20 protein-coding genes and 1 tRNA gene are annotated in these 25130 nt (G+C 38.2%); 9 read left to right on the forward strand and 12 right to left on the reverse strand.

Translation table 11 applies throughout. The annotated features are described in order from the left end of the window. Position 1 precedes the first annotated feature (1 nt). On the reverse strand, positions 2-433 hold the full coding sequence (locus IPM48_01190; protein MBK9270186.1) for a hypothetical protein: 432 nt from the start codon (positions 431-433) through the stop codon (positions 2-4). Positions 434-549: 116 nt separating this feature from the next. On the opposite strand from IPM48_01190, the gene IPM48_01195 reads away from it, so the two are divergent. Then, complete coding sequence (locus tag IPM48_01195) at positions 550-1518, forward strand: GSCFA domain-containing protein (GenBank protein ID MBK9270187.1); 969 nt, start codon at positions 550-552, stop codon at positions 1516-1518. A gap of 12 nt (positions 1519-1530) precedes the next feature. Here the strand turns inward: IPM48_01195 and IPM48_01200 are convergent, their stop codons facing one another. Beyond that, positions 1531-2250 carry a rhomboid family intramembrane serine protease gene (locus IPM48_01200; protein MBK9270188.1) on the reverse strand — a complete coding sequence of 240 codons (720 nt, stop codon included), beginning with the start codon at positions 2248-2250 and terminating at the stop codon, positions 1531-1533. Positions 2251-2257: 7 nt separating this feature from the next. Next, positions 2258-2917 carry a hypothetical protein gene (locus tag IPM48_01205; GenBank protein ID MBK9270189.1) on the reverse strand — a complete coding sequence of 220 codons (660 nt, stop codon included), beginning with the start codon at positions 2915-2917 and terminating at the stop codon, positions 2258-2260. 131 nt (positions 2918-3048) lie between these two features. Between IPM48_01205 and IPM48_01210 the strand changes: the two genes are divergently transcribed. Together IPM48_01210 and IPM48_01215 are read left to right on the forward strand one after the other, a co-directional pair. Next, on the forward strand, positions 3049-3636 hold the full coding sequence (locus IPM48_01210) for a thymidine kinase (GenBank protein MBK9270190.1): 588 nt from the start codon (positions 3049-3051) through the stop codon (positions 3634-3636). Positions 3637-3736: 100 nt separating this feature from the next. Further along, positions 3737-11764 carry a DUF11 domain-containing protein gene (locus IPM48_01215; protein MBK9270191.1) on the forward strand — a complete coding sequence of 2676 codons (8028 nt, stop codon included), beginning with the start codon at positions 3737-3739 and terminating at the stop codon, positions 11762-11764. Between the two features lie 3 nt (positions 11765-11767). Here the strand turns inward: IPM48_01215 and IPM48_01220 are convergent, their stop codons facing one another. After that, entirely contained in the window at positions 11768-12193 is a 426-nt protein-coding gene (locus IPM48_01220; protein ID MBK9270192.1) for an SET domain-containing protein-lysine N-methyltransferase, read from the reverse strand. Positions 12194-12257: 64 nt separating this feature from the next. Between IPM48_01220 and IPM48_01225 the strand changes: the two genes are divergently transcribed. Both IPM48_01225 and IPM48_01230 read left to right on the forward strand, forming a co-directional pair. Beyond that, entirely contained in the window at positions 12258-13193 is a 936-nt protein-coding gene (locus tag IPM48_01225) for a ribose-phosphate pyrophosphokinase (protein ID MBK9270193.1), read from the forward strand. A 153-nt stretch (positions 13194-13346) separates the two neighbouring features. Continuing rightward, a complete protein-coding gene (locus IPM48_01230; protein ID MBK9270194.1) occupies positions 13347-13931 on the forward strand; it encodes a 50S ribosomal protein L25 in 585 nt (194 codons plus the stop codon). An 83-nt stretch (positions 13932-14014) separates the two neighbouring features. Here the strand turns inward: IPM48_01230 and IPM48_01235 are convergent, their stop codons facing one another. Genes IPM48_01235 through IPM48_01245 form a run of 3 tightly spaced genes read right to left on the reverse strand, consistent with a single transcriptional unit; the run spans position 14015 to position 15703 of the window. Further along, complete coding sequence (locus IPM48_01235) at positions 14015-14464, reverse strand: hypothetical protein (GenBank protein ID MBK9270195.1); 450 nt, start codon at positions 14462-14464, stop codon at positions 14015-14017. Positions 14465-14502: 38 nt separating this feature from the next. Continuing rightward, a complete protein-coding gene (locus tag IPM48_01240; GenBank protein MBK9270196.1) occupies positions 14503-15168 on the reverse strand; it encodes a hypothetical protein in 666 nt (221 codons plus the stop codon). Then, a complete protein-coding gene (locus tag IPM48_01245; GenBank protein ID MBK9270197.1) occupies positions 15140-15703 on the reverse strand; it encodes an RNA polymerase sigma factor in 564 nt (187 codons plus the stop codon). The genes IPM48_01240 and IPM48_01245 overlap by 29 nt, the downstream gene beginning before the upstream one ends. A 138-nt stretch (positions 15704-15841) precedes the next feature. Between IPM48_01245 and IPM48_01250 the strand changes: the two genes are divergently transcribed. From IPM48_01250 to IPM48_01260, 3 genes are all read left to right on the forward strand, one after another. Further along, positions 15842-16387 (forward strand): lysophospholipid acyltransferase family protein, encoded by a 546-nt coding sequence (locus IPM48_01250; protein MBK9270198.1) that lies wholly within the window; start codon positions 15842-15844, stop codon positions 16385-16387. A gap of 110 nt (positions 16388-16497) precedes the next feature. Beyond that, a complete protein-coding gene (locus tag IPM48_01255) occupies positions 16498-17334 on the forward strand; it encodes a T9SS type A sorting domain-containing protein (protein MBK9270199.1) in 837 nt (278 codons plus the stop codon). Between the two features lie 65 nt (positions 17335-17399). After that, positions 17400-19769 carry a 3-hydroxyacyl-CoA dehydrogenase gene (locus tag IPM48_01260; GenBank protein MBK9270200.1) on the forward strand — a complete coding sequence of 790 codons (2370 nt, stop codon included), beginning with the start codon at positions 17400-17402 and terminating at the stop codon, positions 19767-19769. A gap of 741 nt (positions 19770-20510) precedes the next feature. On the opposite strand, the gene IPM48_01265 is transcribed toward IPM48_01260, so the two are convergent. After that, entirely contained in the window at positions 20511-20915 is a 405-nt protein-coding gene (locus tag IPM48_01265; GenBank protein MBK9270201.1) for a biopolymer transporter ExbD, read from the reverse strand. A gap of 25 nt (positions 20916-20940) precedes the next feature. Further along, positions 20941-21636, reverse strand: a complete 696-nt coding sequence (locus tag IPM48_01270; GenBank protein MBK9270202.1) for a MotA/TolQ/ExbB proton channel family protein — start codon at positions 21634-21636, stop codon at positions 20941-20943. 284 nt (positions 21637-21920) lie between these two features. On the opposite strand from IPM48_01270, the gene IPM48_01275 reads away from it, so the two are divergent. Continuing rightward, positions 21921-23522 (forward strand): cation:proton antiporter, encoded by a 1602-nt coding sequence (locus tag IPM48_01275; protein MBK9270203.1) that lies wholly within the window; start codon positions 21921-21923, stop codon positions 23520-23522. A gap of 207 nt (positions 23523-23729) precedes the next feature. On the opposite strand, the gene IPM48_01280 is transcribed toward IPM48_01275, so the two are convergent. The 3 genes from IPM48_01280 to ruvX form a co-directional block, all read right to left on the reverse strand. Continuing rightward, positions 23730-23817 (reverse strand) — tRNA-Ser (locus IPM48_01280). Between the two features lie 79 nt (positions 23818-23896). Beyond that, positions 23897-24676: a TatD family hydrolase gene (locus IPM48_01285; protein MBK9270204.1), complete on the reverse strand. Its 780-nt coding sequence runs from the start codon at positions 24674-24676 to the stop codon at positions 23897-23899. Between the two features lie 19 nt (positions 24677-24695). Then, the gene (ruvX, locus tag IPM48_01290) at positions 24696-25106 is read right to left on the reverse strand and encodes a Holliday junction resolvase RuvX (GenBank protein MBK9270205.1); all 411 of its coding nucleotides are present in this window, start codon (positions 25104-25106) and stop codon (positions 24696-24698) included. Between the last annotated feature and the right edge of the window lie 24 nt (positions 25107-25130).

Genomic DNA, 25130 nt, shown 5'->3' on the forward strand with positions numbered 1-25130 from the left:
CTTATTGCTTAATTTGCTCAACATCAGTTAATAGATACATAAGGCGATTGATGTCTTTGTTGTTCAATTTCAACTTTCCTTTAATTTCTATGGGTTCAGAAGTATACGGGATGGGTTGGCGAGCCATGACCTCAAGAACTGTCTCTGGCCCAGCAGCTCCACAAAAAAAACAACTGCTGTATGGAAATGCCGAAAAAACAAATTCCTTATGGCTCTTGTAGCCATCTGTAGGAATGATGTATCCTTTTATCTTAATGGGTTTTCCTTCCAGTGCTTTTAATTCTGGACTAAAAATTGGTTTATCTACTTTAATTCCTAAAAGCTCATCATACTCCTTCTTGTAAGTGACTTTTGCTAAAATGGGCCAATAATTAATTTCAGACTGGGCTGAAATCAAAGAAAAATAAAAGGTGCAAATAATAACTAAACCTATGGTCTTTTTCAATACTTTGAAAGAAAAATTAAATTTAACTTTACACAAAAATACCAAATACTATGGACTATTCTGTCCAAAACTTAAGTAGACGATCGTTTTAACAAAAAATTATAATGTCGCAGTCATTCAGAACCATTTTTCCAGAATTTGAGGCCCCCTTTAAAATCGACCATCGAAGCAAAATATGGTGCATGGGATCTTGTTTTGCAAACGAATTATATCACAATCTGCATCAATTGCATTTTAATATTCTATTCAGTCCTTTTGGTATTGCCTTTAACCCAATCAGTCTAATGGACCATGTACATAAAATATGTAACAATGAACAAATTACCAGAAAGGATTTGATCCATCACGACGGATTGTACCACTCATTGTCTCACCATGGATCATATTCAGAAGCGGATGCGGAATCCATGCTCAGAAACCTCAATCAAAAAATTTCTGAAGCACGCGATTGGATCTTGGACGCTGATTTTCTGATCATAACCTTGGGGTCTGCTCACTATTACAGTTGGAAAGATAGCGAACAAACTGTTTCAAATTGCCATAAAATCCCGGCTTCATTCTTCCAAAAAAAAAGAACCAATCTTGAAGAAGTCCTTCCAATGTTTCAGAGAGCTATTTCAACGCTAAATAGATTAAACAACAAACTTAAAATAATATTAAGTGTAAGTCCGGTAAGATACCTGAAGGATGGATTTGTGGAGAACAACAGAAGTAAAGCCATTTTACTGGAAACTGCACACAGAATAAAGGAAGAATTTGATCAAATTTATTATTTTCCTGCTTATGAAATATTCATGGATGATTTGAGGGATTACAGATTTTGTAAAAGCGATCTGGTGCACCCAAGTGATCAATCCATAAAATACATCATGAATTATTTTATAAATGGATGTATGACCGTTGAAACAAGGTCATTCATTTTAAGAATTCAAAAAATAAATGATCAACTCAATCACAGACCAATACATCCGGCCACACCTTCACATTCCAAATTTCTGGATGAGCTTAAAATCAATATCGAGCAATTGAAAAAAGAATACCCTTCCATCCACTTTAATTGGAAATTGGAGTAATGCCAGAATACTTTAGGCAATGTTTGTAAAGTCATCGTCCTTGAGATAGTTGGAATTGGCTTCCTCTGCCTCTTTCCTTCTTTGTGTTAAAGTTTTATCGAATACATCCCGGGAAAAAAAATATTCTCTGGGAACATCCTCTGTTTTCCGCTTTCGAATATATTCTTCTTCACCATGTTCCCTAAAGTCCCTAAAAACAAAAGCAGCCCAAAGACCGGCAAATGCTCCCAATAAATGACTTTCCCAGGATACCCGTTCATCCATTGGCAAAAAACCAGCGGTGTAACCACCGTACATGATTGTGACTATAATCATTAATGCCACAGAACGAATATTTCTTCTAAAGAATCCACTAAAGAAAATAAATGAAATCAAACCATACACCAAACCACTGGCACCAAGGTGTGCAGAGTCCCTTGCAAACATAAATACAGCAAATCCGGTACAAAACCAAATCATAATAAAAACAAACCAGGAAATACTTCTATAAAAAAAAAACAAAACCACTAAAGTCACCAAAAGTGGACTCACATTACCCAATAAATGCTCCCAGGATGCATGTATAAAATGACCTGTAAACATACCATACCAATGCCCAAAGTCCCTTGGATAGATGGACCAGATAAATTTATTCGCTGTGAAGAGGTTGTAATACAAATGAATCAATATCAGAGCAAGACAAAAACCACCTGAAATGATCACGGAGGTGATTAATCTATCTTTGTGATTCATTCCAATGTTAATTTAAAAATCGACGTTGAATCAACTTCAAAAATGAATCAACGAATTTCTCCTTTTCCGGCCTGTCCCATTGAAATGTGGGAATTACATTTTTGACCAAATACATTTTTGCATTTTGGAGGTCTCCGCATCCATCCAACTCTGTCAATGTCCGATTGAAAAATTCTTTATCACCCGCAAAAAGCTCATTCTGAGCCAAAATTCTCTCATTGAGTCCAATTCCTGATTTCAAATCCTTTATTGGGATTAACTCAAGTTTTTCAGATAAATCCGAAATCTTCAGGCAGTCAAAAAGATGCTTGTACTTTTCCAATAAGTCAGTTTCAGAATTTTCATTGGACCCTGTTTCATTTATAGTTTCAACTTTCGGATGAGCTGTCAGGATTGAATTATTTTCAGAATTTAAGTGTTGAGGAGGTGAAACAGAACGCTTATTGTTTTCAACCAGCGATTCAGAAGACTGCAATTTCGCCTCAAAATTATGAATGGCTGAAAGGTCTTCCGGTGCTGTTTTTAATAACTGAATTTGCTGATAAATTCTTCTGACATAATCTAGCATCAGATCTCTTTCGCTTGAACTCAATTCTTCGTGGTCGGCATATAGTTCGAGAATCTGTTCGAATTTGCGAATGAGTTTCCTAATTGATTGAAAATCCATATTTTATTTATTAATCTGAAATTCAAGACCTCAAGAGAACTTGATATAACGGGACAAAGGTAGGACTTCTTGTATCCAATTGGGTGAAAACAATACATTTATACATAAAGTTTTCGGATATTTGGCCCGCCATGTTTTTAGAACCAGGATTTAAAAGCCAAAGAAGTGGATGGATTGAAGTCATTTGCGGTTCCATGTTCAGTGGGAAAACAGAAGAATTGATCCGCAGACTTAAAAGAGCCAGAATTGCCAATCAAAAAGTAGAAATCTTTAAACATAGCAACGATACGCGATATGATGAACAGGAGGTGGTTTCACACGATGAAAATGCAATGCTTTCCAAACCCATCGGGCATTCCCATGAAATTCTGAATTTGGCTCCTGAGATACAGGTCGTTGGAATCGACGAAGCCCAGTTTTTTGATTTAGATCTACCCAAATATTGTCAGGAGCTGGCTGAAAATGGAATTAGAGTGATTGTTGCAGGATTGGACATGGATTTTAAAGGAGAACCCTTTGGTCCTATGCCATCCTTGCTCGCTGTTGCTGAATACATTACGAAAGTACATGCCATTTGTCCACACTGTGGCAACCTTGCCACACATTCCTACAGGTTCAGCAAAGAAAAAGACACCATTATTTTGGGTGAAAAAGACAAATATGAACCCAGATGCAGAACCTGTTTTAGAATGGGCAATATCATGATTTTCAACCATTAATATTTATAATTCATTATAATACAAGATTATATATTAATAATATAATCTTAATATGATTGGCACGTAATTTGCAGTAGTCTGCTATACTCACACGCTGCTTATGAAATCGCTATTGTGTTTTTTCGTCAATCTAATGGGATTGATGATTTGTCAAGCTCAGGTCTCTGGTTTGGTTTTCAGAGACTATAATCTGAATGGCTTAAGGGATTCCACAGATTTATATTTTGAGCCGGGAGAGCAAGGCATGATAGTTAAATTAACTGACCGTTTTGGAAATGTACTGCAAACCTCATCTGACAGTCTTGGATATTTCAATTTTCAAACTTTAGCAGGCCCCTCGTATAGAATTGAGTTTTTCCCAATAAAAACAATGGACTTTTCTGGTCCAATCAATAATGCCGGTACCGCCTCTTCTGTAAGATTTATCCATGAAGATCCAACATTTATAATTTATGGAATCAATTATCCGGAAGATTATTGCCGCGATGCCAAAATTATGACCCCATGTTATGTCATTGGGGATCCACTGCATCCCAATTCTGACTTTAAAGACCTTGAAGCTTTTGTTTCCTGGAATGCTTCCAATGGAGGAAAAGATTTTAATTCCATAGTCCCTCAAATGCAGGGAGGAATGGCAGATAATCTCGATAAATTGTCTACTGCAAAAGAAATTGGATCCTGTTGGGGATTGGCCTACCAAAAACAAACCAATACAATTATTACCTCGGCCGTTTTAAAAAGACATGCCGGAATGGGACCACAAGGTCCGGGCGGACTTTATTTTATTGATGGCCAAACAAATACTGTTATAGGATCTTTGGATTTGAATTCAATTGGTGTCCCCAGCGGTTTATTTCCCAATAATGCCGACAGACATTTACCACAAACTTTTCCGCCCATATCTGCTGATTCACTTGCATTTAGCTCCGTGGGTAAAATTTCCTACGGTGGCATGGAAATAAGCGAAGATGGAAAAACATTGTATATCGTTGGATTACATACTAAAAAATTATATTCAATATTTATAGATCAACCGTTCAGAATGCCGTCCCTCATTGATGTGGACAGTTTCGCAATACCTCAGCTCAATTGTCAAAATGGTCAATTCCGGCCATGGGCAATTAGGCAGAGAAGAGGCAAACTGTACATTGGTGGTGTTTGTGATGCATCGGGAATAGGTGGGAATTCATCAGACTTGATTGCAAATGTTCAGGAATTTGATCCCATCAATAAATCTTTCACAACGGTACTAGATTTCTCATTTGATTATGAAATTATTCCAGACAATCCCCGATTTTTTCCATGGGTCGATGTATGGGATCCCATGTGGCCACAAGCACCCGCGGAGTTCTTTCAAAAACCCCAACCCATTTTATCTGATATTGAATTTGACGGAGATGATTTTATGATTTTGGGTGTGATGGATCGTTTGAGTTTACAGACCGGAGTAAATCAAATGAGTACTTCAGGTACAGGCACCTATTCCGTTTTATCGCTGGGTGATTTATTAAGAGCCAGTCTGAATAGGAATACTGGAAAATTTGAATTAGAGCACAATGCGTCCGATGGAATCCGTCAAACTGCGGGGCGCAATACTGGTTTTGGCCCGGGCGGAGGAGAATACTATCATGGGGACGTGGCTGTTGACCATGCCTTGGCAAATATTGAACCAGAAAGTTTGGCTGGAGGTCTGGCCCATTGTCCAGGTTCTCAGTTGATCATCAGCACCTCAACAGATGTATATGATTCATATACCAACGGTGTCGTTCAATTGGATAATCGGTATGGTTCGTGGGAAAAAAGATTCCAGATCATTCCGGCAGATTTTACCCTTTACATTGGAAAATCCAATGCCCTTGGCGATTTAAAATTAAGATCCACTCCTGCACCTTTGGAAATTGGCAATTATGTGTGGAGAGACTTAAATGGTGATGGTATTCAGGATCCAATTGAGCCCCCTCTTCCAGACATCACATTGGAGTTATTACACAATGGAACAGTCATTGGTCTTGCAACCACCAACTCTTTGGGTCAATACATTTTTTCAAATGCGCCTCCTCCCGCAGATAACCCATTTCCAAATTCTTTTATCTATGGAATCAATGAATTGACTGAAAATGAAACTTACACGGTCAGAATTCCAGACTATTCCTCTCAAATCGGATTAGTTAATTTATTAGCTACCACAGCACCAGGTATAAATCCTTTACTCCATGAAATTGACAACAACGGATTACAAAATGGTATACACATCGAAACCCAATTAAAATCAGGGCTTTTTGGTCATAATAACCACAGCATTGATTTTGGATTTAATCCACAGATGCATGGAGAAGTGTCCAATCCACGTATTAATATTTCTCCTTGCAACGGTCAACTGGGAAGTTTTGATCTGGACATCACAGTCGATGTCATGAATGGACCTGTTGGAGACTTAATGGTGGTCTTATCCACTGGTGAAAAAAGGAGAGTACCCGGTAAATCAATGGGAACCATTCAATATACCTTTAAAAATATTCCAACCAATGGGATTGAAGATGTGACTCTGCAAATATACTATGTAAATGATACCACCATTCGATTAGAAATCCCCAATGCTTTTGATCAACCCGCACCCTGCTGTGAGAACAATTATCAGATTTGCACCAATCGAGAAAATATTATTGAACTTTCTGCACCCGATGGCTTTCAATTTTATTGTTGGTACATCTCGAGTTCGGGAACTGTCATCAGTAAGTTACAAAATTTACCCATCTTAAGTACTACTGCAGGATTGGAAGACAGTGTGGAAACTTATTATTTTATCGCGATCGATTCATTGGGCGATACCATCAGACAACATTGTGGTTACACCATCACTATGATTGAATGTTGTGGCATAAAAGTAACAAATCAATTCCAAACCGAATGCAATAACAATGGTACATTGTATGATTTGACAGATGATTGGTTTGCAGTTTTTCTGCAAGTGGACAATCCTGATCCTGGTTTATCCAACCAGTTTGAAGTGGTCTTTAATGGCGATGTTATGAAAACCATTCCTTATGGAAGTGGCGATGTGGTGGGTACTTCCATTAATCGACCCTTCAAAGCAGATGGGCAATCAATCTACAAAATTATCATTCGAGACGTGGATAATCCAACCTGTCAGGATTCTGTTATAACTGCAATTAGCAGCTGTCCGGCGCCACAGATCAAGTTGGAAAAAAGTTTAATTTCAACTGAAGTTCAATCAGATGCAAGTTACATCGTCAGATATAGAATAACTGTACACAACGAAGGAGATGATGTTGGTTTTTATAATCTCATTGATGATCCTGAATTCGACAATGATTTGATTATCAATTCAAGCTTTTACACCACCAACATTCCAGGCAAAGGGGGTGCCGCACTTTTAGGAACCGGACCATGGACTTTGGTCAGCAATCAGTTAATCCAACCGGGAACGACACACACAATTTCTATTACATTTAATGTACGCGCAGAATTAAGCCAGAATTCTCAAGGAGATGGAATCTATACGCCATGTGGCACTGCGTTAGGAAATCTGCCTTCTTCAGGAGAGGGTTTGTTTAACAGAGCTTTATTGGATCTTGGAGCCGACGGATCTAATGACTTAATCGACACCGTTTGTGCAGAATTGGCCATTTTAACATTGGACAAAGAAATTTTAAGCACAAATCAAACAGAAAAAAATCAACACGAAATTCTATACAGAATAATTGTAAAGAATAATGGTGGTATATCGGGCAGCTATAACTTAATTGACAGACCGGGATGGGATGATGATATTAGCATTACCAGTGCCGAACTGAAAACTAGTTTTGGAATGGAAATCCTATTACCCAATAATGTGCCCTTGATTGGATGGATAATTGCACAAAATAGATCCCTTAATCCATTGGGATCAGATACATTTCTATTAACGATCCATGGTGAATTGGATTTGAACCCTTCTAGTTTGGGTAATAATAGCTACAGAACTTGTGGATGGACAAATCCGTTGATTCCAAGAACTGGTGAGGGTCTTTTTAATGTTGCGATGTTGGATCTCACCAATGACCTTCGTCCTGAAAGAAGAGACAGCATTTGCGGTGATCTTTCCCAAATCATCCATACAAAATCAATTTCTGGTTCAAATTACCATTCTGACGGTACCCAGACTTTGACTTATCAAATATTGGTGGCCAATGAAGGTGGCAAATCGACCCAATATTCTTTGTGGGATAAGCCTCAATTTGATGACGACATTGTAATATTGGATGCAAAATATACCATCAATTCTGAACCAGAGCAAACCATTGGTAATATTCTTCCTTCTTCTGGATGGCAATTGGTTTCCCAAAAATCTCTCGATGGCTCAAAGGTTGATACTATTCTCCTACAAGTCCATTTAATGCTCGATTTAAGCGATTCAAGTCCGGGAGATCAAGTGTTCAATGACTGTCAATATTTTGGAGACCAATACATCCCTGAGAATGGCTTATTCAATGAATCCCTATTGGATTACAATTCTGATGGTATACCAGATCAGAGAGATACCGTTTGCTCTCAGTTTGATTATTATGATTTGGCACTCCGAAAAATTAGTCTCAACATCAATCCTGTCAATAAAGGATCCAATGCTGCATTTAGGATAACGGTTTTCAATCAAGGAAATCAAATCGCAAAGAAAATTCAAATTTTAGATTATTTGACTTTGGCTTATGTCTTTGATCCCAACAACAATCCGGGTTGGGTAAAAACCAATGACAGCACCCTCAGCTTTGAGATAAGTGAATTGGCTCCGGGTGATTCCTTGAACATTGACCTCATTCTTCAGACAAGCTCGTTTATTCAAGATAAACCATTTGACATCAATGCCTCTGAAATTGGCTCCTTCCTATCCATCGAACTTAAACAAACAGTAGATGTGGACTCGTCGCCAGATGCTGATAAATACAATGACAATCAACCAACACCCAATGGACCGGATGATGATCAGATTGCAGGAAAAAGAAAATTTAGAATTCATGAAGATGAGGATGACCACGACGTTGCCACAACTTCATTTTTTGACCTTGCACTAAGAAAAGTATTGGTGACTCCGCCACCTTATAGATACAATGACATTCTCAACTTTAAAATATCGATATACAACCAAGGTAATGTGGCATCCAGCAAAGTAGATATTGTGGATTATATACCAAAAGGATACCAGTTTGAACCTTCAATCAATCCTGGATGGTCCTACCATGGAGATAAAGCAATTTACACCCATACCCAAGAAATTGTTCCAGGTGATAGCGCTGAAATTTTTATTTATCTGACTTTTATTCAGACAGATCATCCTTCAAAATGGATAAACGAAGCAGAAATACAACATTCCTACATCAAATATTTTCACTTGATTTATTTTGTACAAAATGATCTGGACAGCAAGCCTGATTCAATAAAAGGAAATGATGCCGGAGGTTATGTCAAATCAGATTCTGATGATCATATCAACGATGATGGACTGGATTATAATCTTGATGGAATCACAGATGAAGACGATCACGACCCTGCTGTACCTTTTGTTTGGGACCTTGCGCTCGTTAAATATCTAAAATCTGTTGCGCCCCATTTTCCAGAACAAAATCTTGAATTTGTCATTACGATTCACAATCAGGGGACAGATACGGTCGGTAGTGTGGGCATTCTAGACTACCTTACTTTGGCCTATCAATTTGACCAAAGTTTAAATCCGGGTTGGGTACAGAATGGCAAGTTCTTAGAATATTTTCTTCAAAGCAAAATAAATCCTGGTGATAGTGCATCGATTTCATTGTTTTTGAAACTAAATAAAGGCAAAAGGCCTTTGGACGATTACATTAATTATGCTGAAATAAAAAGTTCCTCGGACATTAGAGGCAACGATCGAACAGGGTTTGATTTGGACAGTGAAGAAAGCTCAGACAGTGATGAAGAGAGAACAGTTATTCCGGGTGGATTGGATGACAATAACACCTTGAGGAATGGTGCAGCTGGTGTAGAGGATGACCATGACCCCGCCGTACCAGAAATATTTGATTTGGCTTTGCGCAAAACCTTACTGACAAATACACCGGTGAAATACGGTCAGGAAATCGAATTTAAAATTACCATCTTCAACCAGGGTTTAATTGCTGCAAGTGAGATAGAAATTGTCGATTATCTTCCAGAGGGCTTGGAATTTGTATTACAGGCTAATTGGAATTACAATCCGGTCAACAGAAAAGCATACTATATTTGGTCTGGAATTTTAGAATCAGGTGACAGTATTGAATTGTCCATCCGATTAAGGGTGCACTCCAAATATTCTGGTGGAATGGAATTGACCAATTATTCTGAGATTAAATCTGCCAAAGATTATTCAGGTTTAATTTACACCAGAGATATTGATTCATTTTTTGATGAGGATCCTTTCAATGATATTGGAGGTGAAGTGGAGTCAGCTACTGACAACCATATTACAGACGATGGCTTTGATTCTGATCAGGATGGAATTCAGGACGAAGATGACCATGATCCAAGCTTTGTTCCTTTGGTTGATTTTGCACTAATCAAAGAAATACTTACTCCATATTCTGTTGCAGTTGGTGATACTGTACTTTTTAAGATGGTTGTATACAACCAAGGAAACATACCCAGTAGCAGAATCACAGTAATTGATTATATAAATCATGCATTTGAATTTCCAACCAATCAATTTCCAGGATGGGCTTATAACCTACAAAACAATATGGAATATACCTTTCAAAATACCTTGTTACCAGGTCAATCTGATTCAGTATATCTTCGATTAAAAATAGGCCAAGTGAATCAGGTTTCTGATTTATTCAACTATGCAGAAATTCTCAGGGTTTGGGATACCATTCATCAGGAAATTGCCCATTTGGACGCAGATAGTTATCCCGGATCCAATACTGCACGAGAGCAAGAAGTAATCCCCAGTCATCCCTGGGATAATGTGAAGGATCAGGGTGGTAATGCGGTCAATCAAGACGAAGATGATCACGATGTTGCAGGAGTTTTCGGCAGAGCAAAACTCGGTGATATGGTTTGGCATGACAAAAATGCAAATGGAATCATGGATTTTGGGGAAGAAGCAATCAAAGGGATTGTGGTTCAATTATTTTCTTTGCCCAATAAATCCTTCATCAAATCAACCAGTACCAATTCAAATGGAAAGTATTTATTTGAAGATTTACCTCCAGGTAATTACTATGTTCGATTTATTGTTCCCTCGCCGTGGATAGTTACTTCGGCCCTGTCAGGTAGTAATCATGAATTAGATTCTGACCTGGACGGAACTTTTGGCAATGGGACCACCAGAATGATTACACTCAATGCCGGAGACGAAGATCTAAGTTGGGATCTTGGATTGTATCAGTGTATGCAAATATCAGGTGCAATATTTTATGACAACAACAAGGACGGGATTAGACAAGCCAATGAAAGTGGAATCAATGGATTGACCATATACCTACATGATCTATCGACCAAAAAAGTAATCACGACAACTCGGACAGCTTATGACGGGAAAGAACCTGTTTTCCATGATGGAAACTATAGGTTTTGCGTAAAACCTGGCGCCTACTACATTCGGGCTCATGCACTTTCCGGATTTGTTGTTACAAAATTCCAACAAGGAACTGATCAAAAAATAGATTCTGATTTATCTGAACAATTTGGACCATTTACCAGTATTCCAATTTCAGGATTATCTTGTGACACCATTTCAAATCTTGGAGGGGGAGTTTTCAATCCCAATTGGATAAAACTTGAAAAAGAACAAATCGAAAAATGGGATGGCAATGTTGATGATTCCAATAATTTCTACTCAATTACCAATAAGGATACTGACCATAATGACATTGTAATTTACCCAAATCCGGCACACAATGAACTCTATCTACATTATCCATGTGATTCAGAAAAAGGTTTTCTAGTGGAAATAATGAACCTGTATGGCCAAAACGTTCCAATATTTAAGATGGAATATGATCAGAAAAATGAATATCAAAAATTCGACATAAGTCATCTCCTCGACGGAACTTATCTTATAAAAGTAATTTGCAACGATGTACAAACTTACAGAATGCTGCAAAAAATATCCTCACGATAATTTTTACAAGGTAGAAGGCAAACGAATTCTCCTGATTCGTTTGCCGGTTGTATCAAACCACAATTCATCGGTGCAGTTGGGATCACCATGGTAGTTTACTGTAATTTCAATTCCGGGCAGAATATCTTCAATGGCATAAAAATCAATATTTCCGTTTTCTTCATCGTAGACAAATTCTGCATTCGGTTGATACGAATGATTGTAAATCGAACCAAAACCCAAAGCAATTGCCGCTTCCTGATCAAATTTCCCCCAAACAAAATAATAATCGTGAAGTTCGGTCTGATGAATGACATCCACCTCGTTCTCAGGGATGACAATGACTGGGCAAACTTCAATGAGATCACCTGAATTAATTTTTGCAGCAGTAAAAACTCCCCTTCCTGATATTTCAGAATGCATGACAAATAGACCAGGTATGCGTTGCATATTGTATGAATAGCTAATTTGTAATAAAGCAAAATTACTACCTTTGAACTTCTATTTCAAAACTATGGTGGATGTTAAACTATTTTCGGGAACTCAATCCAGGTATCTAGCCAGTCAGATTGCTGACCACTATGGAGAATCTTTAGGCAATATGACCATCCAGAAATTTTCGGATGGCGAAATGCAACCAGTTATTAACGAATCCGTTAGAGGTACCTTTTCATTTTTTATTCAGTCCACCTTTTCTCCAGCTGATAATCTTCTGGAGCTTTTGCTGATGATTGATGCTGCCAAAAGGGCTTCCGCCGATTACATTACCGCTGTCATACCTTACTTTGGCTATGCAAGACAAGATCGCAAAGACAAACCAAGGGTGCCCATTTCCTCCAAATTGATTGCAAATTTGATTCAGGCCGCTGGTGCACACAGAATTATGACCATGGATCTCCACGCAGATCAGATTCAGGGGTTCTTTGATATCCCGGTGGACCATCTCAAATCGGAGGCCATTTTTATGCCTTTTCTGGAACAAACAGATCTCACAAATGCCATATTTGCCTGCGCGGATGTAGGAGGAGTCAAAAGAGCCAGAGCCTATGCCAAATATTTTCAAAAAGACCTGGTAATTTGTGACAAGTATCGCAAAAAAGCCAATGAAGTTGAAGGAATTACAGTTATCGGAGATCCTGCCGGTAAAGAGGTTTATTTGATTGATGACATAGTTGATACCGCAGGAACTTTATCAAAGGCCGCTGATGCATTGATCGCAAAAGGAGCTACAAAGGTAAAAGCCATTTGCACCCATCCTGTCTTGTCTGGAAAGGCATACGACATCATCGCAAATTCTGCCTTGGACGAACTGGTGGTTTCTGATACCATTCCATTGCTAAAGAGCTCTCCAAAAATAACTGTCCTGTCCTCTTCCAAACTTTTTGCAAGGGCCATCCGAAATACACATGAACACAGATCTATTACCGCTTTGTTTATGGATAAAGGATAAATGTTAGGCCCATAATAATTTATATATTAATTTATTTTATCATAAATTAATTCTCTTCGCTAGACTTTAACATTTCGTTGTTTAAATTTCAACTGTGGTAAAAAATATTTCTTACCTTTGCGCTCCTTTAAGTTAAATTAAAAGAAATAAGTAATGGAAACAGTACGCATTCAAGGCCTCTTGAGAGACAAAAATGGCAAAGAGGCTGCTAAACGGTACCGGGCCCAGGGTTTGGTTCCTTGCGTTTTATACTCCAAGGATGATCATGTTCAATTTTGTGTGAATCCAGCCGATTTGAAACATCTTGTTTTTAGTCCGGATTTTAAAGTAGCGGAAATAGACATTCAAGGTAAAGCTTATAAGTGCATCTTAAAGGAAATCCAATGGCACCCTGTGACAGATGCAGTTGTTCACATTGATTTTTTGCAATTAATTCCTTCTGTTCCAGTAAAAGTGGAATTGCCTATTCGTCTTAAAGGAGCGGCCCAAGGTGTCAAATCCGGGGGAAAACTGATCCAAAGGATGAGAATGGTTAAAATTAAGACCGTTCCAGAAAATTTGATTTCTGAAATGCAGGCTGATGTAACGAATTTGGATCTTGGACAGACCATGCGAATCAGGGATATCCGTACGGAAAAGGGAGTTGAAATCCTGACTCCTGCGGCGACACCGATCGTTTCAATCGAAATCCCAAGGGCTTTGAAAACAGCGGAGGCTGCTGCTCCTGCCAAAAAGTAAAGATTTCTAAGTTATTAGTATATATATTTAGGGCCTTAATTTCTAATTTTTGGTCTCTCGAGGTTATTACAACAGATAAAGTTTTATTTTTCCTTTCTTTCCCTGAGTTTTTTTAACACCTCCTGGTTAAATTCTCTTTCTGCCCCTTCTAATTTTGCCAATTTGGCAGCCGGCAATACCGCTGCAAATTTTTCATAATAGGCTTTTTTTATTGCCAATTCTTTTTCATCAAAGGCTAGTTGATCATCTATTTCTTTGCGTGGATCTGTTTGATTATTATTGGATTGATTCTTCCGATAATTTCTCTTTGACTTTCTTAAGTCTGATTTTTGTCTGGAATACTCATTGTAGATGGGCCAGAATTTGGTGGATTCTTCCGTGCTCAAATTGAGTCTGGTTGTAATAAATGCAGCTCTTCTTGCTTCCAATTTTTCGAGAGCATCATCCTTTCCCTGTACATTTTCCATTTTCTCAGATTGCGCATATAAGCTCAATTGCATAAAAGTTGCTGCAATAATTATCGCAAGTCTCATTGTGTTTTTATTATTTCTATAAATCATATTTTCAATTCTTAGAGGTTTAAATCTTCTTCTTCCAACTCATCCAATAAATCATCCATAGCTCCTGCAGATGGCTCAATCAAATCTTGTATGTTAGGCAATTCTTCTGCTAAATTTTCAAGACTATAGTCTGATTCGTTCAGGACGATGTATTCATAGAGCTCTTCATCGGTCAAGTCTTTTGCCCAATCATTTTGTGCTTGAATCAGATTAATATGGTACCACCAACTAAAAGCTACAATAATGATGACAGCTGCCGCAACTGAATACCAGGTCTTCAAAAATTGAACAACCTTGCCTGTTGATTTTAAGGAGGCTTTCTTTTGGATGGATGACATCACAAGCTCTGGCATTTGACCAAAATATCCATCTGGAACTCCGAACTCCTCCGGCAGATTTATAAGTCCACTTTTATCAAGGCCTTTGATCAATTCTATCTGTTTCGAAGGAAATTCAGAAAAGTAACTTGATGGTATAGTCATTGATTCATTTCCTTCTTCCTTGCTATAAATGCCGGCTTCCAGTGATATCAGATTCATTACATAATCCACATTTGTAGAAAAATAATCATCTTTTGTTTTGAAAGCAGACTGTAAGGAACCATCATAAGTATCCAGCACAGACTCAAAACCATGTTCATTGATTTCTTCAGAGATTCTTTTGACTGGATTGCACATATTCTTGAATTTTTTTTACCGCATGATGAAACGAAGATTTCAAAGCTCCTTCACTGGTTTCCAGCAATTCCGACATTTCCTTATAAGGCATTTCGTCGTAATACCTTAAGTGAAAAACCTGTCTTTGCTTTTCCGGTAAAGTCAAAATGGCTCGTTGCAAAATCTGGTTGGTTTCGTCACCAACATAATAAGGATCTGCCTGCAACCTTAGAATGGCAGGATGTGTAGCCAATTCATCCAGAGATTCCGCAAACTGCCTTTTCTGTTTCTCGAGAAAACTCAGAGATTCATTACCCGCGATCCTATACATCCAGGTGTAAAGACTGCTTTTACCTTCAAAAGACCCTATGTTTCTGAAAATCTTGATGAAGGTGTTTTGCAATACATCATCAGCATCTTCATGGTTTAAAACCATTCTCCTGATTTGCCAATAGAGCTTTTCCTGATATTTCTCCACAAGAACTCTGAAACCTTTGTTCAGAGTGTTTGGATCGGAAAGCCATTCCAGAATTTGTCGGTCTTCCTCCGTTGTCACTTGGTTTTTATTTGTCTCTTTGACCATGCTTCGTGCTTATCGTTTAATTTCATTTCCAATTTTATCAAATCGGCCTTAGCAAATTGCAAAAATGAGAGATAATAAAGTAAATTTGTAAAATAATTTGATGAACCAAACATGAAAGTGATTTGCAAATGGTTATTGAATATTCTTGGATGGAGGGTTGAAGGCGCAGATTCCTTGCACAACATAAAAAAGTTTATTATCATTGTTGCCCCACATACTTCTAACTGGGACTTCCCACTGGGCCTTTTGGTCCGAAAAGCCCATCAATTGGATATGGTAAGATACCTTGGCAAGTCCAGTTTGTTTAAATGGCCTATTGGGTGGATATTCAGAGCCCTCGGAGGCTATCCTGTGGATCGCAGCAAATCTACAAACATGGTCCAATCATACGTTGAGGTTTTTAATGCCCACGACCAATTTGCCATAGTCCTCGCCCCAGAAGGCACACGCAAAAAAGTAGAACACTTTAAAACAGGCTTCTACTATATTGCGAAAGGCGCAAAAGTGCCCATTATACCTTGCATTTTTGATTGGGAAAACCAAACAGTCCGGTTTCTTGATTCATTTGTACCCGGCGAGAATAGTGAGCGGGATCTGCAATATTTGGAATCTTTATTTAAAGGGATTAAGGGTCGGAACCCTGAATTGGGTATCTAGAAAAATTAAAAATTTTGATCTTTCGTTGGCTCAGGACCCATTTAACATTCATTTAAGCAGAAGCTTATTAAACAATGTGTTATGTTTGTAGTCTAATATTTTATATGCCGATGAAATCCATTTACCTGATTTTAGGAATCACTTTTGTGGGTCTGTGCTTTTTATCCAACCGGGCCGGGAGAGCGAGCTCCCAAAATTTAGGCTCCACAGGTGCACCTAAGGAGCAAACGGTTTGTAAAAGCTGTCACAATGGCCCGATCGATGTTAGCGTATCCATTCATTTATTGGATGGAATGGATACAGTGAACACCTGGGAACCTGGTAGAAATTATACGGTCAGGGTGGCTGTACATCATACTGGAGGGACTGTTCCGAAAGCTTACGGCTTCCAGTTAACTGCAATCAACGCGCCGCTGAATTCAGATGGTCCCAGCATACAGTCAATTTCTCCTTTAAGTGCTAATGTGAAATTGGGGACAGCTCAGGGTCGTTTATATGCTGAGCACAATGACAGGAGTACCACTCCGGTTTTTGAAGTAAGTTGGACAGCACCTGAGTCGGGATTTGGTCCGGTTAGTTTTTATACTGCCGCTAACGGAGTGAACAGTGACAATAATCTGACAGGCGACGGTTCTGCTAAAGTGGCTGCACAATGGAATGAAAAAATGAGCTCAAATTCTAATAAGCTGTCTTTAAACCGCTCAATTAGTTTGTATCCGAATCCGGCAAGTGAAGCAAGCTTTGTAAAAGATGAGGCTGGTTTAGTTCATCGAATCGTGATTAGAGATTTGTTGGGCAAATTATTGAAATCTGAGATTCTGGATGTAGGTAAAAAGTCTATCCTAATTTCTGATTTGCAGGATGGGGTTTATATGGTACAGTTTTTCGCAAAAGATTCTCAACTGATAAAGACCCAGCGTTTGGTCAAGAGAAATCTAAGACCATAATTTTTGCACCAGCTTTCTTCCTTATCGGGACAGCTACCTTATACACCATGGAATCCAAATCAAGAATGAAAACAAGAAGAATAAAAAAAGTGGCTGTTTTGGGTGCTGGATTAATGGGATCCTCCATTGCATGTCATTTTGCCGGTTGCGGATTTGGTGTATTGTTGTTGGATCTTCCTTTCGAGGGTCCGGATAGAAACAAAACAACCAAAGAAGCATTGGATCGGTGTATTAAAGCAAAACCATCCAATCTTTTTCACAAAAACTTTATCAATAGGATTGAATGTGGAAACCTGGAGGACAATATGTCCGACTTAAATCAGGTGGACTGGATTGTAGAGGTGATCATAGAACGCCTTGAAATTAAAAAAGAGCTTTACGAAAAAATTGAAAAACACCGCAAACAAGGGACAATCATCACCAGCAATACTTCCGGAATTCCTGTACACTTGTTGATCCAAGAAAGGAGCGATGATTTTAAAAAACATTTTTGCGTAACACATTTTTTTAACCCACCCAGATATCTACCTTTGTTAGAGGTAGTTCCTTCCGAATTTACCCAGGCGGATGTGATCCAGTTTATCCTAGATTTTGGGAAGAGATTCCTTGGAAAACAGGTGGTATTGTGCAAAGATACACCTGCCTTTATTGCCAACCGCATTGGCGTACCTGTCATGGGCAAAATTTTTGAACTTGCCTATGGGCTTAAGATGAATATTTCAGATGTCGATAAATTGACAGGACCTGCTCTGGGCAGGCCAAAGTCAGGTACTTTCCGTCTTACAGATGTCGTAGGATTGGATACTGCGCTGATGGTGATTAAAGGATTAAAACAAAACTGCCCCAACGATCATTTGCTCCAAAATTTAAGCGCCCCACCCTTCTTGGAATTCCTCGCTGAAAATAAATGGTTTGGCAATAAATCAGGTAAGGGATTTTTTGTAAAGACCGGATCAAATGATTCTACAGGAAAACCCATCATTGATGCTTTGGATCTCCAAACTTTGGAATATAGACCGGACCCAAAAACTTCTTTGGAGAGCATTCAGATTTCCAAACAAATTGATGATTTGCCAAAGCGTTTAAAAGCTATCCTAAAATGTAAAGATGCTGGTGGAAGTTTGATTCGAAAATCATTTGGTTTTTTATTTGGTTATACTTGTCATCGAATTCCTGAAATCAGCGATCATCTGTACAGCATTGACCAGGCCATGCGCAATGGGTTTGGCTGGGACATGGGACCCTTTGAATATTGGGATGCGGTTGGATTTGACCAGGGATTGGAATTGATCTCGGAAGCTGAAATTATGCTTCCTGAATGGCTCGAAAAACTAAAGCAGTCAGGTATAAATACATTTTACCAAGTGAGACAAGGTAAATTGTGTTGTATCAATCCAATTACATTAGACTTCGAACCCCTGCCCGGCCAGGAAGATATCATCCAACTCCATTATCTTTCACAAGAAAAAACGATTTTTAAAAATTCAGAAATTAAACTGTATGACATTGAAGAAGGAGTACTGTGTCTTGAATTTACCAGCAAATACAATGCAATAGGAGAAGGAATACTCAAAGGAATTCAGGAATCCATTCAGATAGCAGAAGATCAAGGTTGGAGGGGTTTGGTCATCGGTAACAATTCGACCAATTTTACCGTAGGGGCCAATTTGATGCTGATTGGAATGGCCGCATTCCAACAGGAATACGATATGCTGGATCAGGCGATCCGAATGTTTCAACAAACTTCTATGCGCTGCAGATATTCAGCGGTTCCCGTGGTTGCAGCCACTCAGGGGTATGTCTTCGGTGGAGGCACGGAATTATTGATGCATTGCGATGCTGCGGTCTGTGCAGTTGAATCCTATATCGGACTGGTAGAAGTGGGGGTTGGATTGATCCCAGGTGGTGCAGGAACCAAAGAATTTGCTTTGAGGTTTAGTGATCAGATGAAAGTTGGAGAAGTTCATATTCCACAACTCATCGAAAGTTTCAAAACCATTGCCATGGCTTCTGTAGCTACTTCAGCTTTCGAAGCTTTTGATTATGGATATCTGTTGAAATCGCGCGATAGGGTAAATATCCATAATAAGACCCAGATTTATCAGGCCAAACAACGTGTTTTGGATCTATCAAATCACTACACCCAACCAATTCCAAGAAACGACATTTACGTCCTGGGAAGGGCTGGATTGGGCACCTTATACTCCGCAGCACACTCTTTATTAAGAGGTGGTTTTGCTTCTGAGCACGATATAAAAATTGCAAGGAAGATAGCATTCGTTTTATGTGGTGGAGATTTGTTTGGTCCACAAATGGTCAGCGAACAATATCTTCTCGATCTTGAAAGAGAAGCCTTTCTTTCCTTGTGTTCTGAGCCAAAAACGATGGAGCGAATCCAGTATATGTTGGAAAATAATAAACCTCTGAGAAATTAATACGCCTGAGTTCAATCTCTTCCAAATACCAATTGAGCCTTTGCACCAACGGATAAATTGTCCAAACAATTCTCTGAAAGAACCTGTGAATAAGTAGGACTTAGAGATAAAGGAATAAGCATCACAAGGCATCATAAAATACAACATCAATTCTGACTTCAATTATTACAAGCTCTTATGATGTGCAGATGGGTTGGACTGGATTCCTGGGTAAAATTCATTATAATCCCAGAATACTCATTAGAATTCTATTACGAACCAAAATAGCTTTAAAATCAAACCTCTTCCCGAAATTTGTCCTTAATGAAATTAAATTGACCAAACAAAGTATTGTTTGGTTCCTTCCTTAGCGAGTGAAATCGTTCACTCGCTTTCCGACCTTGTCGGAACCAGTCAGTCATGCGCAAATTTCTTGCGAGGAGTCCAGTTTTTATTGGTATTTTGACTTTCATGACGAATCCCAATGACATTTTTGAGTTTAAAAAGATACACATCAAGTCCAAATCACAAAATGAACCATTTCAACATAACTATTAAAATTTCTGTCTGAATCAAGATCTCAACTAACTGTGGCAAGGTTTTCAAAACCCTTAAATGGTTGAGTGGATCTTAGCATATATACCCATAAGATCTGTCAAACAGAGTATATTGGGTGGCAATAGGCGGGTAATAGCGCAATAATTTTGTAAAAATTTCGAATTTATAATTCAACTTCATGTTGCAAAGAGAAAGTGTACAAAATCACTTGGTCCTTTCTGTTGCGAGCACCATTTTTACGTGAAGATTGACCCCAATCTGTAAAACATCAACAAGGTCTTGCACCTTTAAATTTTGATCCAATCTCAATACAACTGTCAAATCAGGTACTTTGGTAAGGTATTTCCTCAAAGTTGGTTCCAATTGATCGTATGGCACTTCTTGTTTTTCAATATAATATCTGAGATCTTTGGTTACTGAAATACTGATGGGCTTTTTTGAAGTTTGCTCACTTTGTTTGGAAGAGGGCAACATCAATTTGATCACGTTGGGATTGGCCAAAGTCGAAACAATCAAAAAGAACAACAATAGAAAAAACATAATGTCATTGAGTGACTCAACACTTAATTCTGCTCCTTCTCGGTGGCGACCTCTTCCTCTGATCTTCATGATTTGATTATTTTAAGAAAGAGAATTAGTGTTTAACGGGTGTATGAAGCATATCCATAAATTCAATACTACTTCTTTCAAGCGTATTTACTTCCTCATCGAGCATCATGGTCAAAAAATAATAACCCAAAAAAGCCAATATACCGACCAACAAACCTCCGGCTGAGGTGAGCATTTTTTGGTACAGTCCACCAGAGATTACGCCTACGGATAAATTGTCTGTCAAAGAAATATCATAAAATATCTTGATGACCCCCATGATAGTACCTAAAAATCCAAACATTGGAGCCAACCTCGCGATCAAAGAAAGATAAACGATTTTTTTCTCCAATCGAAAGGTCTCTACCCTTCCTACATTTTCAATTGCATTTTCAATTTCAGGCATGGGTCGTCCCAGACGTTGCAATCCCTTTTCCACCATCCTTGCCAAAGGAGTGTCACTACTGGCACAGATGCCCTGTATTGCTGCAATATTGGCGCTACCGATATTGGCTCTGAGATTCTGCATGACTCTTTCGTCTTCCTTGACAACTGCTTTGATCGTCAACCATCTTTCGATGAAAATATACAAAGCAATAAAAGACAAGAGAATTTGAATACTGATGATGACGATACCCAATGGACCACTATTGATGATGATATCAACAATGCTTTGTGATGCTAACTGAGATTCAGGTGGAGTAAGATCAGTTGCTGCTGGATTGGCTTGTAAAAAAAACATCTGCTTTAGTTATTTTGCTTTTAAACGTTTTCTATTTGGCAGTTTAGTATATCTATAACAGAATTACTTCCAAATTTCGCCACAAATGTAATTTTATTTTAATATAATGACCAAAAAATATGACCGATGCGGATAACAACAAGTCCAAATATCTGATTTAATGTACTGATTTATAAATATTTAAGTAGTATATAAATTCAAACTATTCATTCATTTGCGCCATCGGTAAATAAGGCAAGCTAAATTTTGACATTCATTTTGTAGAATTGACTTATTATTGCCATATGCCAGAATTTATTGCCATTCATTCACTTTGGTTGTCTATTGCTTTTTTGGCTGGAATCGCCACTAAAAGATTAGGACTACCTCCTCTGGTGGGATTTATGCTTACCGGAATAGGACTAAATCTTACAGGATATATTTCCCAAAATGTCAATCCTTTGCTGGAGGCTTTGTCAGAGATCGGCATCATGTTGTTGTTATTTACGATCGGCTTAAAATTAAAAGTAAAGACTCTGATAAAGCCTGAAATCTTAATTCCTGCCAACCTGCATATTCTAATCACGACCCTTTTGATTGGTGGAACTGTATTTGGACTATCTTATTTTGGGGTACAATATTTTATCGGATTGGATATTTGGGCTAGTCTCTTGATTGGGTTCAGCCTCAGCTTCTCAAGTACTGTATTTGTGATTAAGGTATTGGAGGAAAGAGGAGAGATACAAGCATTTCATGCTAAAATTGCAATTGGCATCCTGGTGATTCAAGACATTGTTGCCGTCGTTTTTCTAAGTTTTTCTTCAGACAAAATGCCTGGTCTGCTGATACTTGCTCTGCCCTTGTATTTATGGCTGGTATCCAAAATCATGTTTTGGATTTTAGATCAGACTGGACGAGGAGAATTGCTCACTCTTTTTGGGTTGGTCAGTACTTTCATTGCAGGTGCATCTGCCTTTGAATTTTTTGGTTTGAAATCTTCCCTGGGTGCTCTGGTTCTTGGTATGTTACTGGTCAACCACAAAAAGTCAGGAGAGCTGTATGACCGGATCATGAATTATAAAGATTTTTTTCTCATTGCATTTTTTGTGAAAATCGGATTGACAGGCGTGATTAATTTGGATGTCTTCGTGGTCTCTTTGATCCTCTTGGTTTTTTTATTTTTTAAAATGGGGCTGTTTGTCTATTTATTTTCATATTTTCCCATTAAACCCCGGACCTCATTTTTAAGCTCAGCCTCCCTTTCCAACTACAGCGAATTTGGTCTGATCACCGGGGTCGCCGGAGTCCAAATGGGCTTGTTGAATCATGAATGGATTCTTATTTTTGCCATTTTGATGTCCTTTTCATTTGTGATTGCATCTCCCTTCAACAGTAAAATTCATTTGATATTTGACAGATACAGAGATCAAATATGCAGGATTGGCTGGAAATCAAAATTTATAGATGAGGACCCAAAAATATTTCCAGATACAGAAGTACTTGTCATTGGAATGGGAAGTTTGGGTAGACCAGCCTATCGGTATTTTGAACAAACCAAAAAGATGAAAACCCTTGGCTTGGATTATAACCAGGAACAAGTAGAGACATTAAAACAACAAAATTACCAGATCTTCTATGGTGATGCGGCAAGCAGTGAATTATGGAGTAGCATTGATGCGAAATCCATTCAGTTGGTCCTTCTGGCCATGAGTGACTTTAGTGCCAATCTGATCTGCCTTCATGAAATTTTAAAATTAAAAAACAGAAAATTTAAAATTTGTGCCATTAGTCATTACGAAGATGAGACGAGTACTTTTAAGACACTTGGTGTAGATTATGTGTACCAATACAAGGAAAATATTGGTGCAGATTTTGCGGAGCAATCCATGCTTTCAATCTCTGTTTAATCAATCATTGTCAAATGGACTTCATTGCAAGTAAAAATGGTTTATTAACCAAGTCTTTCTTTAAATTTCGTACCAAATCAAAGTAAAAATCAGCTCTGTACAAATTTATTTCAAGGAGTTATGTCTTGTTTCTTCATATGACTCTCCATACGAATCATAAAGACAAATCAGGGTTTAAAGAAAATATTAAGAGATCAGATTAAAATGCGGAGAGTCAGGGATTCGAACCCTGGATACCCTTTTGGAGTATACACACTTTCCAGGCGTGCTCCTTCGACCACTCGGACAACTCTCCAACAATAAAGGTCTGATTTATAATACATTAAATAAATCTAACCTACGCCGGATCGCAAAGTTAAAGCTTTTTGGAAAATTCAGGATATGGTATTTAGATTAAAAGTAGTCCTTGCGTTTTGTGAAGTGATCTGACCAATTTCTTCTATAGGCATGGAAAGGATTTCTGAAATCTGCATCGCTACAAATTTTAAATAGGATGGTTCGTTGCGTTTGCCTCTAAAAGGGACAGGACTCAGATAAGGGGCATCTGTTTCTAAGACCAAATAATGAGGCCCAACAGATGAAATAATTTCTGGTAGTGTCGATTTTTTGTAAGTGACCACACCACCTATACCGAGTTTAAATCCTGCATGACAAACCCTTTTTGCTTGCTCAAGTGTACCACTAAAACAATGAAATACCCCCGATAGTGTCCCGTCTTGCAACTCTTCAATTAATTGCAGCGATTCTTCAGTAGCCTCTCTGGAATGTATGCTCACAGGTAGTCTCAATGCTTTACTCCATTCTAATTGAATCTTAAAACTATCCAATTGATCAGAAAATGAAGTTTTGTTCCAATATAAATCCAATCCAATTTCTCCGATACCAATCCAATTTCCTTGCGATAAATAATTGTAGATTGTGTCAAGTTCTGAACGAAAATTTTCTGAAACAGAACAAGGATGTAAGCCCATCATTGGAAAGCAATAATCCGGGTATGATGAGGCCAATGAAATCAAGTCATTTACGGAAGTTAAATCTATATTGGGCATCAGTAGAGCAGAAATATTTTCTTGCTTTGCCCTATGGATCATTTCAGATTGGTCTTCCTTAAAATCATCCAAATAGATGTGCGTGTGTGTATCAATTAAAACCATTGAATTAAAATTAAACCAATTACAAATGTCCGAGATATTCCTGTAAAATCAACACTGCACTTACACGATCCACCAAACTTTTATCTCTCCTTTTCATTTGAGGCAATCCACTTTGCCAGATCCTTTTTCTGGCTTCCACTGAGCTGAATGATTCGTCCTGAAAGTCAATATTCAATGATGGAAATTTATCTTTTATTCGGATGGCAAAATTTTTAATGACTTGGCTTAAAGCTGTATCCTGACCATCTGTATGAACAGGTAATCCAAATACAATCATTTCAACCTCTTCATTTAAAATATAGTTGCTTAGGTATTCGAAAAGTAGTTCTGTGGGTAAAGAAATTAAAGGATTCACGATGATTTGAAGAGGATCTGTCACTGCAAGACCACACCTCTTCTTTCCATAATCCACGCAGACAATTCGTGCCAAAACCTCTTCTAAATTTTACACAAA

The sequence above is a fragment of the Saprospiraceae bacterium genome (assembly GCA_016715965.1).
Lineage (GTDB): Bacteria > Bacteroidota > Bacteroidia > Chitinophagales > Saprospiraceae > Vicinibacter.

Excerpts from the sequence above, each read along its gene's own strand:
- IPM48_01195 (MBK9270187.1), top strand. The coding sequence starts at position 550 with ATGTCGCAGTCATTCAGAACCATTTTTCCAGAATTTGAGGCCCCCTTT.
- IPM48_01200 (MBK9270188.1), bottom strand. The coding sequence starts at position 2,250 with ATGAATCACAAAGATAGATTAATCACCTCCGTGATCATTTCAGGTGGT.
- IPM48_01205 (MBK9270189.1), bottom strand. The coding sequence starts at position 2,917 with ATGGATTTTCAATCAATTAGGAAACTCATTCGCAAATTCGAACAGATT.
- IPM48_01210 (MBK9270190.1), top strand. The coding sequence starts at position 3,049 with ATGTTTTTAGAACCAGGATTTAAAAGCCAAAGAAGTGGATGGATTGAA.
- IPM48_01215 (MBK9270191.1), top strand. The coding sequence starts at position 3,737 with ATGAAATCGCTATTGTGTTTTTTCGTCAATCTAATGGGATTGATGATT.
- IPM48_01220 (MBK9270192.1), bottom strand. The coding sequence starts at position 12,193 with ATGCAACGCATACCTGGTCTATTTGTCATGCATTCTGAAATATCAGGA.
- IPM48_01225 (MBK9270193.1), top strand. The coding sequence starts at position 12,258 with ATGGTGGATGTTAAACTATTTTCGGGAACTCAATCCAGGTATCTAGCC.
- IPM48_01230 (MBK9270194.1), top strand. The coding sequence starts at position 13,347 with ATGGAAACAGTACGCATTCAAGGCCTCTTGAGAGACAAAAATGGCAAA.
- IPM48_01235 (MBK9270195.1), bottom strand. The coding sequence starts at position 14,464 with ATGAGACTTGCGATAATTATTGCAGCAACTTTTATGCAATTGAGCTTA.
- IPM48_01240 (MBK9270196.1), bottom strand. The coding sequence starts at position 15,168 with ATGTGCAATCCAGTCAAAAGAATCTCTGAAGAAATCAATGAACATGGT.
- IPM48_01250 (MBK9270198.1), top strand. The coding sequence starts at position 15,842 with ATGAAAGTGATTTGCAAATGGTTATTGAATATTCTTGGATGGAGGGTT.
- IPM48_01255 (MBK9270199.1), top strand. The coding sequence starts at position 16,498 with ATGAAATCCATTTACCTGATTTTAGGAATCACTTTTGTGGGTCTGTGC.
- IPM48_01260 (MBK9270200.1), top strand. The coding sequence starts at position 17,400 with ATGAAAACAAGAAGAATAAAAAAAGTGGCTGTTTTGGGTGCTGGATTA.
- IPM48_01265 (MBK9270201.1), bottom strand. The coding sequence starts at position 20,915 with ATGAAGATCAGAGGAAGAGGTCGCCACCGAGAAGGAGCAGAATTAAGT.
- IPM48_01270 (MBK9270202.1), bottom strand. The coding sequence starts at position 21,636 with ATGTTTTTTTTACAAGCCAATCCAGCAGCAACTGATCTTACTCCACCT.
- IPM48_01275 (MBK9270203.1), top strand. The coding sequence starts at position 21,921 with ATGCCAGAATTTATTGCCATTCATTCACTTTGGTTGTCTATTGCTTTT.
- IPM48_01285 (MBK9270204.1), bottom strand. The coding sequence starts at position 24,676 with ATGGTTTTAATTGATACACACACGCACATCTATTTGGATGATTTTAAG.